Here is a 14,908-nt window from a genome sequence, read left to right as displayed (position 1 = left end):
GCGCGCGGGCTCGTGCGGGTCAGGGTGCGGGCGGGCTCGCACGGGTCGGGGTGCGCGCGGGCTCGTGCGGGTCAGGCTGCGCACGGGCTCGTGCGGTGACCGGTCAGTGGCCGGCCGCGAGTTCGCCGCTGAGCCTGCCGTGCAGGTCGGCGCTCGGATCGTTCAGGCCGATGATCTCCACCGTTTTGCCCCGCCGGGCGTAGGCCGTCTCGATCGCGTCGAGGGCCGCGACGGACGAGGCGTCCCAGACGTGGGCGGCGGACAGGTCGATGACCACCCTGCCGGGGTCGGTGGCGTAGTGGAACTGTCCTACGAGGTCGTTGGAGGAGGCGAAGAACAGCTCACCCGTCACGCGGTAGACCACGGTCGTGCCGTCGGGGTCGGTGACGGCGGTGACCTCCGCGACGCGGGCGACCCGCTTCGCGAAGATGACCATGGCGGTAATTGAGCCCACGACGACGCCGATGGCAAGGTTGTGGGTCACGACGACGCAGACCACGGTGACGAGCATGACGACGATCTCGCCGGCGGGCATGCGCCGCAGCGTCGTGGGCGCGACGGAGTGCCAGTCGAACGTCGCGAACGACACCATCACCATCACGGCGACGAGCGCGGCCATGGGGATGTCGGAGACGACCGGCCCGAAGACGATGCACAGCACCATCAGGAACGCCCCCGCGAGGAAGGTGGACAGACGGGTGCGGGCGCCGGAGACCTTCACGTTGATCATCGTCTGGCCGATCATCGCGCAGCCGCCCATGCCGCCGAAGAAGCCGGTGACGATGTTGGCGATGCCCTGCCCGATGGACTCGCGGGTCTTGTTGGAGTGGGTGTCGGTGATGTCGTCGACCAGCTTGGCGGTCATCAGCGATTCCATCAGCCCGACGAGTGCCATCGCCAGCGCGTAGGGGGCGATGGTGGTCAGGGTGTCGAGGGTGAACGGCACGTCCGGCAGGCCCGGCACGGGGAGCGAGGACGGCAGGGCGCCCTTGTCGCCGACCGTGGGCACCGCGATGGCCGCGCCGACGGTGATGGCGGTCAGGATGACGATGGATACCAGCGGGGCCGGGACGACGGTGGTGACCTTCGGGAAGAACACCATCAGCGCCAGGCCACCGATGATCAGCGGGTACACGGCCCACGGCACGTTCCGCATCTCCGGCACCTGGGCCATGAAGATCAGGACGGCCAGCGAGTTGACGAACCCGACCATCACGGAGCGGGGGATGAACCGCATCAGCTTCGCCACCCCCAGCGCGCCCAGGATGATCTGGAAGACGCCGGCCAGCACGACGGCGGCGACGAGGTGTCCGAGGCCGTGTTCACGGTTGAGCGGTGCGATCACGAGGGCGACAGCGCCGGTCGCGGCGGAGATCATCGCCCGGCGGCCGCCGACGACGGAGATCACGACGGCCATGGTGAAGGAGGCGAACAGACCGATCGCCGGGTCGACCCCCGCGATGATCGAGAACGAGATCGCCTCGGGGATCAGGGCCAGGGCGACGACGAGCCCGGCGAGGATCTCGGTACGCCAGACCTTCGGGTCGGAGAGCCAGTCGGGCTTCAGACCGCGCAGGCGCGCGGCCGGGGACACGGCGGAAGCAGCAGAAGGCAAGGGGACGGAACCTGTCGTGCTCGGGCACGCCGCGTGCGGCGGGCCGGAATGTGCGGCGGGAGGACGCGCGGAAGCCGGGCAGGCACCTCGCGGGTGGCTCCGCGGGACACGGAGCAGTAGTCGATACGGACGTCGTAAGAGCAGGTCGAGAAGGCGGTTCGAGGAGCAGGTCGAGAGCGGACGGAGCCGGGAACGGTCGGCAGCGCGGCCGGGCTCGTGTCAGGGGCGATGCGTCACGGTGGGCAGGCGGCTGCGCCGGGCGTCAGGGGCTCGCGCACGCTTCTCTCCTGCGGGATTCGGATCTCCGCCGGGGGCACCGTCGGCCCCGGCTCGAAGGCGGCAGGGCGGCGGCAGCGCGCCCCGGCCGTCGGCAACTCTACCCTAACGTTAGAGTAGAGATCCGCGGTGCCCACGCGGGCCCGGGTGACATGGACGAGAAGGCCAGAGGGATCAGCGGCGTGGACGGCAAGCACATGCAGATCGGCGAGGTCGCGGCACGGACCGAGCTGTCCCTGCGCACGATCCGCCACTACGAGGAGACCGGCCTGGTCGTCCCGTCCGCCCGCTCCCAGGGCGGCTTCCGCCTCTACACCGAGGACGACGTCGCCCGCCTCATGGTCATCCGCCGGATGAAACCGCTCGGCTTCACGCTGGAGCAGATGGGCGACCTGCTGGAAGCCACGGGCCGCCTCGACGCGGACGACCGGCTGGGAACGAGCGACGGGCTCAACGCGGACGACCGGGCCGAGGCGAGCGACCGGGCCGAGGCGAGCGACCGGGCCGAGGCGAGCCACCGGCTCGATGCGGACGACCGGTCCACGGCGGATGACCGGCTCGGCGCCGAGGAGCGCGCGGCTCTCCTGGAACGCGTACGCACTTACCAGCAAGCCGCTGCCGAACAGGTGGAGAAGCTGCGCGTCCAGCTCTCCCGCGCCGAGGAGTTCGAAGGCACCCTGCGGGCCCGTCTGGCGCGGAGCGCGCCGGCTGCCCGCCCCTGAGGTCGCCCCCTCGGCCCAAGCGGCGAGTAGCCTCACGAACGCGTGGTTCGCCCGGCCGGTCGGAACCGGGGACGGACCGGGCGGACGCCGGGCGCGCGCCCGAGCACGAGTGCCCGGACCCGCACATCCTGGCCGGCGCGCCCGCAGACCCCGTCCGCGCGCCCGCCGGCCCGGCTCAGCTTCAGCTCACGTCAGGAAGTCCCGCGCGATGTTCTCCGACACCTTCTCCAGCAGCGGCCCCGCCTCCGCCATGCAGCGGACCGGGTCCGGTTCCAGCTCCAACAGGGAGTAGGCACGGCGGATGCCCGCGCGGCCCAAAGCCTCCGGGGGCAGGGTCAGCCGGCCGCAGACCGCGACGACCTCGATGTCCTGCGCACGCGCCGCCGCCGCGACGCCCGCCGGTGCCTTGCCGTGCAGGGTCTGCTCGTCGAGAGAGCCCTCGCCGGTGATCACCAGAGTCGCTCGCGCCAGGGCGGGGGCGAACCCGAGCACGTCGAGCATCACCTCGATGCCGGGACGGAAGCTCGCGCCGAGCGCGACCAGTGCCCCGTAGCCGATGCCGCCTGCCGCACCCGCGCCGGGCAGGCCGGCCCGGTCGGGGCCGAGGATCGAGGCGTAGTGGGTGAGCGCCTCGTCGAGGGTGGCCACGTCCTCCGGTGTCGCGCCCTTCTGCGGGCCGTACACGGCGGGCGCGCCCTTTGGGCCGGTGAGGGGGTTGTCGACATCGCTGGCGAGGACGAGTTCGACGTCCTTGAAGCGCGGGTCGAGCCCCGACAGATCCGCTGTGGCCAGTTCCCGCAGACCACCGCCCCCAGGGCTGACGGGCGCGCCGCCCTCATCGAGGAAACGGGCGCCGAGCGCGGCCAGCATGCCCGCGCCACCGTCGGTCGTCGCGCTGCCGCCGACGCCGAAGACGATCGTGCGGGCGCCCGCGTCGAGCGCGGCACGCAGCAGCTCGCCCGAGCCGTAGGTGGTGGCGGTGAGCGGCGCGAAGACCCCCTCGGGCAGGTGCTGGAGGCCGGACGCCTCCGCCATCTCCACGACGGCTGTGCCGTCCCGGAGGGCGTAGGTCGCCGTCACGGCCTGGCCGAGAGGACCGGTCATCTGCGCCTCACGGCGTTCAAAACCGGCCGCCACCGCCGCCGCGACGGTGCCGTCGCCGCCGTCCGCGACGGGCAGGGTCTCGACCTCCAGGCCGGGCACCACCCGCCGCAGGCCCGCCGTCACCCGCTCCGCGACCTGTACGGCCGTGAGCGAGCCTTTGAACTTGTCAGCCGCCACGAGCACGTGCTGATGAACTGCTCCGTCCGTCACTCTGCTATCCCTTGCTGTCGAACAGGCAGTCGCGCCGCCCCGACCCTATCCGGCAGGTCACAGGACGTGCCACCCCACCACGAACCGTGAGAACCCGCGCGCGAGACCGACACGAGACAGAACTGTCCGCCCACCACCGCGCGCTTCGGGCCGCGTTTCGGTAGACCGGACGTATGGGACTGCACCATTCGGAGCTCGCCGACCGTACGCTCGGCGGCTGGCTCGGCAGGATCGCGGGGAACATGCTCGGCAAACCGGTGGAGCGTGGCGATCACTGGACACGCGAGCGCATCGACCGGTATCTGCGCCGCACCGGTGCTCTGCCGCTCACGGACTATCTCCCCGGGCCACCGGCGGACGCCGGCCCCGGTGAGTTCGAGCTGCGTCCGGAGTGGCGGGAGTGCGTGCGCGGCCGGATCCATGGCAGCTGCCGGGACGACGACATCGACTACGCGATCCTCGGCCTGCATCTGCTGGAGACGCACGGCTTCGCCTTCACCACCGAGCAGGTCGGCGACCTGTGGCTGCTGCGGCTGCCGTATTTCCAGACGTTCACCGCCGAGCGGGCCGCGTACCGCAGTCTGGCGAACGGCCTCAAGCCGCCGCTCACCGCCTCGTACGACAACCCGTATCAGGAATGGATCGGCGCCCTCATCCGCGCGGACGTCTTCGGCTGGACGTCCCCCGGCGATCCGCACCGTGCCGCCGCACTGGCCCGCCGGGACGCGGTCCTGTCGCACACCGGCAACGGTGTCTACGGCTCGATGTGGGCGGCGGCCCTGGTGGCCGCCGCGTTCACCGCGAGCCGTCCGCGCGAGGCGATCGAGGCGGCCCTGGAGCGCATCCCGGCGAGCTGCCGCCTCGCCCGTACGGTCCGCCACACCACGGCGCTGTACGACGCGGGGGCGTCCTGGTCCGACACGATGGCCGAGATGGAGGACCGGACGGGCGGCCTCGGCTGGATCCACGTCGTGCCCAACGCCGCCGTCATCACGGCCGGACTCCTGTACGGCGCCGGGGACTTCACCGGCACGGTCGCCCTCACCGTCCGCGGCGGGCTGGACACCGACTCCAACGGCGCCACGGCGGGCTCGGTCGTGGGCGTGCTGTGCGGGGCCGCCGCCATCCCCGCACAGTGGACACGGCCGCTGGAGGACCGGGTGCGCAGCGCGGTGTTCGGGTTCGACGGCTCACGAATCAGTGAACTGGCGGAGCGTACGGTCCGGTTGGCCGCGACAGCGTGAGGGAGGCGGCGGCTGCCGTTCAGGCGTCGAGGACGGCGAGAGCCGTCCGGCCCAGCCGTTCGCGGTCAGCGACGACGTCGATCTCCGTGATCCCGTCCTCGGTGACCGTGAAGGCGAGGACCAGGGACAGCCGGCCGCGCGGTGCCATCGCCAGGCCGATCCGTCCGTCGAGGAGCGCGAGTCCGGTGAAGCGTGCCCGGCCGGTGGCGGCCATCGCGCCCGTGGCGACCGTGGCAGCGCCGCTGACCACGACGGGTTCGGGGGTGGGAACGACCGACGGGGCGGCGGTGAGGACGACATCGGGGTGGAGCAGCGCCACCAGCGCCTCGAAGTTCCCGCCGCGGGTGGTGGCCAGGAACGCCTCCACGGCCTCACGCTGACGGATCATGTCGGCATCGGGCGCCGGGGTACCGCCCTTGATCCGGCGGCGCGCCCGGCTCGCGAGCTGTCTCACCCCGGTCGGCGAGCGTTCGAGCATCGGCCCGATCTCGTCGAACGGCACCGCGAACATGTCGTGCAGGACGAAGGCGAGCCGCTCGGCCAGGAACGGCCCGTGCACCGCGCGGACAAGAGCTGAGGCGCACCGGCGCGGACAGCGCGGTGGCAGGCGAGCCGGGGTCGCCCCGAACGACAGGCCCTAGGCTTCCCGCGTGACTTCCGACTACTCCGCGTACATCGCCTCGCTCCCTCGCGTCCTGGCCGGCGCCGCCACGATCTTCCTCGACGAGGAGGGCCGGGTGCTGCTCGTCGAACCCAACTACCGCAAGGGCTGGGCACTTCCCGGCGGGACGGTCGAGTCGGACGACAACGAAACGCCCCGGCAGGCTGCCCGCCGGGAGACGCTGGAGGAGATCGGCCTCGATGTGCAGCCGGGGCGGCTGCTCGCGATCGACTGGGTCCCGGGCGCGGGACGCCCGCCGATCGTCGCCTACGTCTACGACGGCGGGGTGCTCAGCGAGTCCCGCCTCAAGGCCATCCGGCTCCAGGAGGAGGAGCTGCTGTCATGGCGGATGGTCGGCCGCGAGGAGATCCACACCTATCTGCTGGGCGAACTGGGCCACCGGGTGGTGGCCGCGCTCGATGTACTGGCCGCGGGGGCGGGTGCGGTGGAACTGGAGAGCGGCAGGCCGGCGCTCTGACCCGACGCTCGGCGGCGGGGCGCACGCGGGCCTCACCGCGCGGTGGATCAGCGCGCGGCGTGGGATGCGGTCATCGCACGGCGGAGGGTCGTCCTCGTACTGGACGTGTTCGGGCGATCCGACAACGCAGCAGGCGCCGTAGCTGTCGTCGTGCGCACGCCCGGGATGACGGGACAGCCCTCGGACCGTCCGGCGCGGCAGGACCGGCAAAACCGGTTCGCCGTCGCGGCACCCGCTGCATAGGCTCGCCGTATGACTCTCGTCGCGATTCTCAGCGGCGCCGGGATCTCCACGGACTCCGGCATTCCCGACTACCGCGGGCCCAACGGCCTGTGGCGGCGCGATCCGGAGGCCGAGAAGCTCGTCACGTACGACTACTACATGGCCGATCCGGACGTCCGGCGACGCGCCTGGCGGATGCGACGGGACAGCCCGACATGGCGCGCCCGTCCCAACGCCGCGCACCGTGCTGTCGCCGAGCTGGAGAAGCGTCCGGGGTTCGCGGTCCGGGTGATCACCCAGAACGTGGACGGGCTGCACCAGTTGGCGGGGATGCCCGACCGCAAGGTGCTCGAACTGCACGGCACGTCACGGTCGGTGGTGTGCACGGGCTGCCATCTGCGCTCCTCGATGGAGGACGCACTGGCGCGGGTCGAAGGGGGCGAGGAAGACCCGTCCTGTGTGGCGTGCGGCGGGATCCTGAAATCGGCGACGGTGATGTTCGGGCAGCGGCTCGACCCCCAAGTGCTCTCCGAGGCGATGGCCATCGCCAAGGCGAGCGAGTTCTTCGTGGCGGTCGGCACGAGCCTTCAGGTGCAGCCGGCGGCGTCGCTCGCGGGGATCGCGGCGGAGCACGGCGCACGCCTGTCGATCGTCAACGCGGACCCGACGCCGTACGACGAACTCGCCGACGAGCTCGTCCGCGAGCCGATCGGCACGGCGCTGCCGAAGCTGCTGGCAGCGCTCCCGGGTGCGTCCGGCGGAGCATGACCTCCCAGGCTCCGCCGCATGCGCAGCACCTCGACCGAGTACGGCCGCTGTCTTCGGACCGTGCCCCCGAGGCCTGTCCGGCCCGTCCGGCGGTGCTTCGGACCCGCCGTCCCCCGCATCCGAGGTCGTTCGTGCGGGAGCGGCGGACGGGCCGAGGCTAGAACAGCGCGCCCTCCGCGCCTCGTTCGTGGGCGAGCAGTCGTTGCTTGCGCTCCAGCCCGCCGCCGTAACCGATGAGGCTTCCGGAGGCGCCGATCACCCGGTGGCACGGCACGATGATCGACACCGGGTTCTTGCCGTTGGCCAGCCCCACGGCCCGCGAGGCGCTCGCTTTGCCGAGCTGCCCGGCGAGTTCGCCGTACGTCCGCGTCTCGCCGTACGGAATCTTCAGCAGCAGCTCCCAGACGCTCCGCTGGAAGGGGGTGCCCTCCAGTCGGACGGGCAGATCGAACTCCACCAGTTCGCCGGTGAAGTACGCGTCCAGTTGTCCGATCGCGTCGCGGAAGGGGGCCGGGGCCTCCTCGCCGAACGTCTCCTCGCCGGGACGGTGGCGCTGATCGGTCATGTAGAGGCCGCTCAGCGTGCCGTCGGTGGCGACGAGGGTCAGCGGGCCGTAAGGGCTGTCGACCACCGTGTACTGCTTGACCATGAGGAAACTCCTTACGCGGGAAGGCGGTTGACGGGGTGGTCGCCGGTGGCCCACAGGTGCTGGACGGCGTAGGCGCGCCAGGGGCGCCAGGCCGCCGCGCGTGCGGTGAGGGCGGAGGGGGTGACGGGCAGGCCGAGTCCGGCCGCCGCGTGGCGGACTCCGAGGTCGCCGGGCAGGAAGGCGTCCGGGTCACCGAGAGCCCGCATGGCGATGGTCTCGACCGTCCACGGCCCGAAGCCGGGCAGGGCGGTCAGCTCCGCGCGGGTCTTGTCCCAGTCGCTGTCGACGCCGAGCCGGAGCGCGCCGTCGGCCAGGGCCCCGACCAGGGTGGTCAGCGTGGTGCGGCGGCTGCGGGGCAGCGCCAGGGACTCGGGGTCGAGTGCCGCGAGAGCTTCGGATGACGGGAAGAGGTGGGTGAGGCCACCTTCCGGGTCCTCGACCGTCTCGCCGTGCGCGAGGACCAGCCGGCCCGCGTGCGTACGCGCGGCGGCCGTCGAGACCTGCTGGCCGAGCACGGCACGTACGGCGAACTCCGCCGCGTCGACGGTGCGCGGCACCCGTCGCCCGGGGGACTTGTCGACAAGAGGTGCGAGCAGGGGATCGGTCCGCAACTGGTCGTCGACCGCGACGGGATCGGCATCCAGGTCCAGCATCCAGCGGCAGCGGCTGATCGCGATGGTCAGATCGCGCGGGTCGGTCAGCGACAGCCGGCAGGCGATGTGGTCGGGACGGGGGGTGAGGGCGACGACGCCGTGGCCGTGCGGAAGCCGCAGAGTGCGCCGGTAGGCGCCGTCCCGCCACTCCTCGACGCCGGGCACGGCCGTGGCCACGAGGTGCCCGAAGAGGTTGCTCGGGTCGAGCGGCGCCCGGTACGGCAGCCTGAGCGCGATGAATCCCGGCGTCTGCGGCGGGGCGGCACGGCTGCGGGCGGCGCGGGAGCGCAGGTCACCGGGGGCGAGCGCGAAGACCTCGCGAACGGTGTCGTTGAAGGTGCGGATCGAGGAGAAGCCGGCGGCGAAGGCGACCTCGGCCATCGGCAGTCCCGTCGTCTCGATCAGGACGCGCGCGGTCTGCGCGCGCTGGGCCCGGGCGAGGGCGAGCGGGCCCGCGCCCAGCTCCGCGAGGAGCTGCCGCTCGATCTGGCGGGTGGAGTAGCCGAGCCGGGCGGCGAGTCCCGGGACGCCCTCGCGGTCGACGACCCCGTCCCGGATCAGACGCATGGCACGGGCCACGGAGTCCGCGCGGGCGTTCCACTCGGGGGAGCCGGGCGTGGTGTCGGGGCGGCAGCGCTTGCAGGCACGGAAACCGGCCTGCTGGCAGGCGGCGGCGCTCGGATAGAAGGTCATGTTCTCGGCCTTCGGCGGCACCACCGGGCAGCTGGGACGGCAGTAGATCCGCGTCGTCAGGACGGCCGTGAAGAACCAGCCGTCGAATCGGGCGTCCTTCGACCGGACGGCGCGCACGCAGCGCTCGGTGTCGGTGTGCATGGGTCAAGCATCGTGCACAGTCAGTGCCGACGCTGGCGAGAAAACGACATCAGCCTCGCGCTGCCAGCACGCTGCCGATGCCCGATGCCGCCCCGCGTACGGGACCGCGGCCCCCCACCGACGGAGACCGGGACCACCGCTCCCCATCCGCGCAGACCGGGACCACCGCGCCCCACCGACGGAGACCGGGACCACCGCACGCCGCCGGCGGAGACAGGACCGCGACACCCGTCCGGCGGAGACCAGGCCGCCGCACCTCACCCGCGGAGACCGGGACCACCGCGCCCCACCCCCGGAGACCGGGACCACCGCACGCCGCCGGCGGAGACAGGACCGCGACACCCGTCCGGCGGAGACCGGACCACCGCGCCCCCACCCGCCGAGCCCGGAACCCTGGCGCCTCCCGCGAGGCACACCCGCCGCGTCCCACCCTCAGGAACCCGCGCCCGGACCGCGAGGGATCACCCCTCCGATCCCAGCACCGCATCGAACTCCTCGTACGCCCGGTCGTCGAACAGCACGAACCGCACCTCCGTGACCGGCGGCCCCGCCTCGGCACGGACCGTGCGGACGGCGATCCGGGCCCCGTCGTCCATCGGCCAGCCGTAGATGCCGGTCGAGATGGCCGGGAAGGCCACGGTGGCCGCACCCAACTCCCGTGCCACGCGCAGCGATTCGCTGTAACAGGAGGCGAGGAGGTCACTGCGGTCCTGCTCCCGCGACCACACCGGACCGACCGTGTGGATCACATGGCCGGCGGGCAGATGTCCCGCGGTGGTGGCGACCGCCTGGCCGGTCGGCAGGCCCTTGCCGTAGTGCGAGGCGCGCAGGTCGCGGCACTCCGCGAGGATCGCCGGTCCGCCGCGGCGGTGGATGGCTCCGTCGACACCGCCGCCGCCGAGGAGCGAGGAGTTGGCCGCGTTGACGACGGCGTCGACCTGCTGCTCGGTGATGTCCCCGCGGACGAGCACGATCTTCGGCTGCTGCTGTGTCATACGTCCATCATCCGCCTGCGGGCCCGCCGCCGCCGTGGCGTCCTCACCGGGCACCCCGCAGCCGGCGCCACACGGCCTTGGCCGCGTGGTGGCCCGACATTCCGTGGACCCCCGGACCGGGCGGGGTCGCCGACGAGCAGAGGAACACGGCGGGGTGCGCGGTCGCGTACGGGACGCGGGCGAGCTTGGGCCGGAGGATCGTCTGGAGGCCGGCGAAGGCGCCGCAGGCGATGTCCCCGCCGACGTAGTTGGCGTTGCGCGCCGCCAGTTCGGGCGGGCCCGCGACCGCCCGGGCGAGTACGAGATCGCGGAAGCCGGGTGCGAAGCGCTCCAGTTGGCGCTCGATCGCCTCGGTGGCGTCACCGTCCCAGCCGGCCGGCACATGGCCGTACGCCCACAGGACGTGCTTGCCGGCAGGCGCCCGTGAGGAGTCGATGAGGCTCGGCTGTGCGGTGATCAGGAACGGCTTGTCGGGCTGACGGCCGTGCAGAGCCGCGCCGAGCGCCGCCTCGATCTCGTCGGCCGTGGGGCCGATGTGCACCGTCCCGGCGCTGCGGGCCTCCTTCGCGGTCCACGGCATGGGGCCGGACAGCGCGTAGTCGATCTTGAACGCGGCGGGGCCGTACCGGTAGTGCTCGTACGCGTTCCCGAGGCCCGCGATACGGGCCAGGGCGGTGGGTGAGGTGTCGAAGATGTACGCGCGCGCGGGCGGCAGCTCGTCGAGGCGCTTGACCTCGGCGCCGGTGTGGATCGTGCCGCCCTGGTCCCGCAGATACGCGGCGAGGGCGTCGGAGATCGCCTGCGAGCCGCCGCGGGGCACCGGCCAGCCCTTGGCATGGGCGGCGAGCGCGAACAGCAGCGCGATACCGGCCGTGGCGATGCCGCTGGTGGGCGCGATGGCATGGGCGGCCAGGCCGGCGAACATACCGCGGGCCTTCTCGCCCTGGAACCGGCGCGCGACCCAGGTCGCGGGCTGGATCGCGGTCGTCCCGAAGCGGGCGAAGCGGTACGGATCCCGGGGCAGCCCGTCCCAGGGCGTGCGCAGGAAGTCGGCGGCCATGGTGTCCCAGTGCCCGACGTACGGCGCGACCAGCCTGCGGTACGTCCCCGCGTCCCCGGCCCCCAGCGACATGGCGCTCTCCCCCACCGAGCGGCTCAGCACGGCGGCGGTGCCGTCCGGGAACGGGTGGGCCAGCGGCAGTTCCGGCTGCAACCACTCCAGGCCGTACCGCCCGAGCGGCATGTCCGAGAAGGCCGGCGAGCCGACGCCGAGGGGGTGGACGGCGGAGCAGGGGTCGTGGCGGAAGCCGGGGAGGGTGAGCTCCTCGGTCCTCGCTCCCCCGCCGACGGTGTCGAGGGCTTCGAACACCGCCACTGAGTGGCCACGGCGGGCCAGTTCGACGGCGGCGGTCAGTCCGTTGGGGCCCGCCCCCACGACGACGGCATCGAGCATCGACGGCACCTTCGGACTCCTTTGTCAGCCGATGGCCAGGAGCCCCAGGATATTCCGGGGCGCCGACAGCGGTGCCCTGGGTAGGGTCCGGAGCCGTGAACAACGTGATCGAGGGGATGTCCGCCCAGCTCATGGCCGTCGGCGGGGTACGCGCGGTGGCACTCGGCGGAAGCCGTGCCCGGGGTGCGCACCGGCCCGACTCCGACTGGGATCTCGGCGTCTACTACCGGGGTTCGTTGGATGTCGCCGCGATGGCCGCGCTGGCGTCGGAGGTGACGGGCGGACCGGTCGAGGTGGCAGGGCCGGGCGGGTGGGGGCCGTGGGTCGACGGCGGGGCGTGGCTGGTCGTCGACGGCAAGCCCGTGGACTGGATCCTGCGGGACCTGGACCGGGTGGAGCGGGTCTGGGCGGACTGCCGCGCCGGCCGCTACGAAACCGGCGTGCAGCCGGGGCACCCGCTGGGATTCTGGTCGCCCGCGTACGCCGGCGAAGTGGCGCTGTGCCGCGTACTGGCCGACACGGACGGCGAGTTGACGGCGCTGCGACAGCAGACGCAGGCGTACCCGGAAGCACTGCGCGAGGCCCTGATCCGCGCCTCGTGGGAGGCGGAGTTCTCGGTGACGGCGGCGGCCAAGTCGGTGAGCACCGGGGACGTACTGCACCAGTCCCTGTGCCTGTCCCGCGCCATGGGAATCCTGGTCCAGTCCCTGCACGCCCACCACAGGGTGTGGTGCCTGAACGAGAAGGGCGCACTGCCCGCGGCGGCGAAGATGCGGGACACACCGCAGGGGTTCGCGGAGGGCGTGGAGAGGGTGCTGAAGGGGTTGGACGGGGAGGCGGTCGAGGCGGCGGGGAGGCTGGTGCGGGAGGTGAGGTCGGTGGTGGGCGCGTGAGCCTCCCGCGCGCTCACGACCGGGTGGCGGTCCGGCACCCGTCGCCGCCGGCGTCCCGCATGAGCGCGTCCAACGGGACACTGCGGTCGTACGGGTCGACCTCGGTGCCGTCGCGCGGGCCCGCCACCGCACGCTCGGCGGCGAACGCCGGGGCGTAGTAGCCGGTGCGGTTCTCGCCGCAGCCACCGTTGACGATGTCCACCTTGTAGGAGACGAGAGAGAACGTCCCCGGCTCGACGACGACCTTCTCCGGGTCGTCCCAGCTCATCACGATCTCGCGGCGCACGATGGTCCGCGCGACCTCGTCGCTTCCCGCGGCGGCACGGACGACCGGATACACGTAGGTGACGTCGGTGGTCATCTCCACCGCGCCCCGCTCGGCCTCCCGGTATGTGACCAGTCCCCGGGTCTTGACCACGTCCCCCACGAGCCGCACCTTCGACGGTGCGAAGCGGCTGAACAGCAGCAGGGGATCGTCCTCCGCGGTGGGCTTGCGGAACGCGGTCACCAAAGAGTTCTGGACATCCTTCTGATGCGGATTGATCAGGGCGATGGCCTGTTCCGGCCGCTGCCCGCGCAGCACACCGGGGTCGAGGTTGGACGCGGCGAGGAAGTCACGGGTGCTGCCGATCGCCCGCGCGACCTGCTCCTTGCTCATCCAGCCGGTCGCCCGTGCCTCGGGGAGATCGATGCCCGCGATCCCGTCGCCCCACTCCGTCGCGGGTGAACCCCTGAACGGCTGGTCCGCGGTGGGACGTTCTCCCTCCGGCTCTCTCTCCGTCGGTCGGTCCGCCTGTTCCGACTCCGCGGCGAGTGACCCGCTCTCGCCACGTCCGCCTGCGCCGCCGAACCAGCCGGTCACCCATCCCGGGTTCAGGGCCACGACGAACAGGCCGATCGCGACCAGCAGACCGACCGCGTACCAGCCGTTGCCCCGCAGTCTCCGTGCCGGCGGCCGGTGAGTGCGCCACCCCTCCGGCGGGCCGGGCTCGTCCCGCAGCCGCCGCGTGACCATCCGGGCCCGCGCCGACGGCTCCTCGGGTGCGTCGTGGGTTCCGGCCTCCGACTCTCGCAGGAAGCGCTCCCACTCCTCGTCCGATATGGACGCCCCGTCCTTCCCCACGCCCGTCCCCGCCCCTCCGCCTCACCGGTCCCTCCCCAGGGCCGGTTCTTGTCCGTCATCATCACATGGCGCGTTCGCATGGTCTCAACCACGTGACGGGCGACGGCGGTTACCCGCCGGAACCGACGGCCGCGCCCGCCCGGCGACCACCTCAGGTCGTCAGCAGGGCGCGGATCCTTCCGGCCACGGCGTCCGTCCTCGCCGACGTGAACGGCAACGCGTTCCCGCCCGTGATGCGGAACCTCTCTCCCGCGAGCGTCACGTCCGTGCCACCCGCCTCCTCCACCAGCAGCAGTCCGGCCGCGTGGTCCCATGCGGCGGGCCAGGAGAAGGCCACCGCGTCCAGGTCGCCGCGGGCGACCGACAGATACTCCAGTCCGGCCGAGCCGCACGGGCGGGCGTCGACTCCGTCGACGTTCAGGCCGAGCAGGGCGCGCTTCTGGTCGGGGGTGGTGTAGTCGGGGTGGGACATCGCCACGCGCAGGACGGCGTCGGGGCCGGGCGAGCCCGCGCGGAGGGGTTCGCCGTTGAGGCGGGCGCCGCGGCCGCGGACCGCCGTCGCCATGTCGTCGCGAACGGGTGCGTACGTCCAGGACGCCAGCACCGTCCCGTGCTGCGCGAGCGCGACCAGGGTGCAGAAGCCGGGGTCTCCGTGCACGAACTGCCGTGTGCCGTCGACGGGGTCGACGATCCACACGGGTGCGTCGCCCTGGAGCGCGTCGTACACCGTCGGATCCGCGTGAACCGCCTCCTCGCCGACCACCACCGAACCGGGGAGCAGCGCGGTGAGGGCGGCGGTGAGGTGCTCCTCGGCGAGGCGGTCGGCCGTCGTCACGAGGTCGTGCGGGCCGGTCTTCTCGACGATCTCGTGCTCGGCGAGCTGGCGGTACCGCGGCATGATCTCGGCGGCGGCCGCCTTGCGGATCGCCTCCTCGACGTCGGACAGGTCACCGGCAAGAAAGTCATCGATCATATGTCCAGCTAAGCACGGCCCTCTGACATCGGGCT

Annotated in this window: 13 protein-coding genes and 1 pseudogene; 5 read left to right on the top strand and 9 right to left on the bottom strand. The window is 72.6% G+C overall.

The features are described 5' to 3' along the window. Positions 1–103: 103 nt before the first annotated feature. Positions 104–1,594, bottom strand: a complete 1,491-nt coding sequence (locus ABTX78_RS05320) for a SulP family inorganic anion transporter (RefSeq protein WP_352205509.1) — start codon at positions 1,592–1,594, stop codon at positions 104–106. Between the two features lie 479 nt (positions 1,595–2,073). Between ABTX78_RS05320 and ABTX78_RS05315 the strand changes: the two genes are divergently transcribed. Continuing rightward, the gene (locus tag ABTX78_RS05315; RefSeq protein ID WP_502993776.1) at positions 2,074–2,613 is read left to right on the top strand and encodes a MerR family transcriptional regulator; all 540 of its coding nucleotides are present in this window, start codon (positions 2,074–2,076) and stop codon (positions 2,611–2,613) included. Between the two features lie 186 nt (positions 2,614–2,799). On the opposite strand, the gene ABTX78_RS05310 is transcribed toward ABTX78_RS05315, so the two are convergent. Beyond that, the gene (locus ABTX78_RS05310; RefSeq protein ID WP_352205469.1) at positions 2,800–3,927 is read right to left on the bottom strand and encodes a glycerate kinase; all 1,128 of its coding nucleotides are present in this window, start codon (positions 3,925–3,927) and stop codon (positions 2,800–2,802) included. Between the two features lie 173 nt (positions 3,928–4,100). Between ABTX78_RS05310 and ABTX78_RS05305 the strand changes: the two genes are divergently transcribed. Next, complete coding sequence (locus ABTX78_RS05305; protein ID WP_352205468.1) at positions 4,101–5,171, top strand: ADP-ribosylglycohydrolase family protein; 1,071 nt, start codon at positions 4,101–4,103, stop codon at positions 5,169–5,171. A 19-nt stretch (positions 5,172–5,190) separates the two neighbouring features. Here ABTX78_RS05305 and ABTX78_RS05300 read toward each other — a convergent pair. Next, positions 5,191–5,712 (bottom strand): annotated as a pseudogene (locus ABTX78_RS05300) (sigma-70 family RNA polymerase sigma factor family protein); the annotation flags it as partial. 109 nt (positions 5,713–5,821) lie between these two features. Between ABTX78_RS05300 and ABTX78_RS05295 the strand changes: the two are divergent. Both ABTX78_RS05295 and ABTX78_RS05290 read left to right on the top strand, forming a co-directional pair. Next, entirely contained in the window at positions 5,822–6,310 is a 489-nt protein-coding gene (locus ABTX78_RS05295) for an NUDIX domain-containing protein (protein ID WP_352205467.1), read from the top strand. Between the two features lie 252 nt (positions 6,311–6,562). Continuing rightward, positions 6,563–7,300: an SIR2 family NAD-dependent protein deacylase gene (locus tag ABTX78_RS05290; RefSeq protein WP_352205466.1), complete on the top strand. Its 738-nt coding sequence runs from the start codon at positions 6,563–6,565 to the stop codon at positions 7,298–7,300. A gap of 157 nt (positions 7,301–7,457) precedes the next feature. On the opposite strand, the gene ABTX78_RS05285 is transcribed toward ABTX78_RS05290, so the two are convergent. The 4 genes from ABTX78_RS05285 to ABTX78_RS05270 all read right to left on the bottom strand — a co-directional run bounded on the left by ABTX78_RS05285 (position 7,458) and on the right by ABTX78_RS05270 (position 11,893). Then, a complete protein-coding gene (locus ABTX78_RS05285) occupies positions 7,458–7,949 on the bottom strand; it encodes a methylated-DNA--[protein]-cysteine S-methyltransferase (protein WP_352205465.1) in 492 nt (163 codons plus the stop codon). Positions 7,950–7,960: 11 nt separating this feature from the next. After that, on the bottom strand, positions 7,961–9,436 hold the full coding sequence (locus ABTX78_RS05280; RefSeq protein WP_352205464.1) for an AlkA N-terminal domain-containing protein: 1,476 nt from the start codon (positions 9,434–9,436) through the stop codon (positions 7,961–7,963). A 461-nt stretch (positions 9,437–9,897) separates the two neighbouring features. Next, positions 9,898–10,431: an O-acetyl-ADP-ribose deacetylase gene (locus tag ABTX78_RS05275; RefSeq protein ID WP_352205463.1), complete on the bottom strand. Its 534-nt coding sequence runs from the start codon at positions 10,429–10,431 to the stop codon at positions 9,898–9,900. A gap of 43 nt (positions 10,432–10,474) precedes the next feature. Further along, positions 10,475–11,893 (bottom strand): phytoene desaturase family protein, encoded by a 1,419-nt coding sequence (locus tag ABTX78_RS05270; RefSeq protein WP_352205462.1) that lies wholly within the window; start codon positions 11,891–11,893, stop codon positions 10,475–10,477. Positions 11,894–12,000: 107 nt separating this feature from the next. On the opposite strand from ABTX78_RS05270, the gene ABTX78_RS05265 reads away from it, so the two are divergent. Next, complete coding sequence (locus ABTX78_RS05265; RefSeq protein WP_352205508.1) at positions 12,001–12,777, top strand: DUF4037 domain-containing protein; 777 nt, start codon at positions 12,001–12,003, stop codon at positions 12,775–12,777. Positions 12,778–12,790: 13 nt separating this feature from the next. On the opposite strand, the gene ABTX78_RS05260 is transcribed toward ABTX78_RS05265, so the two are convergent. After that, positions 12,791–13,900 (bottom strand): hypothetical protein, encoded by a 1,110-nt coding sequence (locus ABTX78_RS05260; protein ID WP_352205461.1) that lies wholly within the window; start codon positions 13,898–13,900, stop codon positions 12,791–12,793. 151 nt (positions 13,901–14,051) lie between these two features. Continuing rightward, entirely contained in the window at positions 14,052–14,873 is an 822-nt protein-coding gene (locus ABTX78_RS05255; RefSeq protein ID WP_352205460.1) for an inositol monophosphatase family protein, read from the bottom strand. Between the last annotated feature and the right edge of the window lie 35 nt (positions 14,874–14,908).

It is taken from the genome of Streptomyces sp. NPDC096193 (assembly GCF_040302905.1).
GTDB lineage: Bacteria > Actinomycetota > Actinomycetes > Streptomycetales > Streptomycetaceae > Streptomyces.
The sequence above is the reverse complement of the archived record's forward strand: the minus strand, read 5'-3'. Positions and strand labels throughout refer to the sequence as shown.

Coding starts and splice junctions, on each gene's coding strand:
- ABTX78_RS05280 (WP_352205464.1), bottom strand. CDS start 9,436: ATGCACACCGACACCGAGCGCTGCGTGCGCGCCGTCCGGTCGAAGGAC.
- ABTX78_RS05265 (WP_352205508.1), top strand. CDS start 12,001: ATGTCCGCCCAGCTCATGGCCGTCGGCGGGGTACGCGCGGTGGCACTC.
- ABTX78_RS05255 (WP_352205460.1), bottom strand. CDS start 14,873: ATGATCGATGACTTTCTTGCCGGTGACCTGTCCGACGTCGAGGAGGCG.
- ABTX78_RS05305 (WP_352205468.1), top strand. CDS start 4,101: ATGGGACTGCACCATTCGGAGCTCGCCGACCGTACGCTCGGCGGCTGG.
- ABTX78_RS05275 (WP_352205463.1), bottom strand. CDS start 10,431: ATGACACAGCAGCAGCCGAAGATCGTGCTCGTCCGCGGGGACATCACC.
- ABTX78_RS05290 (WP_352205466.1), top strand. CDS start 6,563: ATGACTCTCGTCGCGATTCTCAGCGGCGCCGGGATCTCCACGGACTCC.
- ABTX78_RS05285 (WP_352205465.1), bottom strand. CDS start 7,949: ATGGTCAAGCAGTACACGGTGGTCGACAGCCCTTACGGCCCGCTGACC.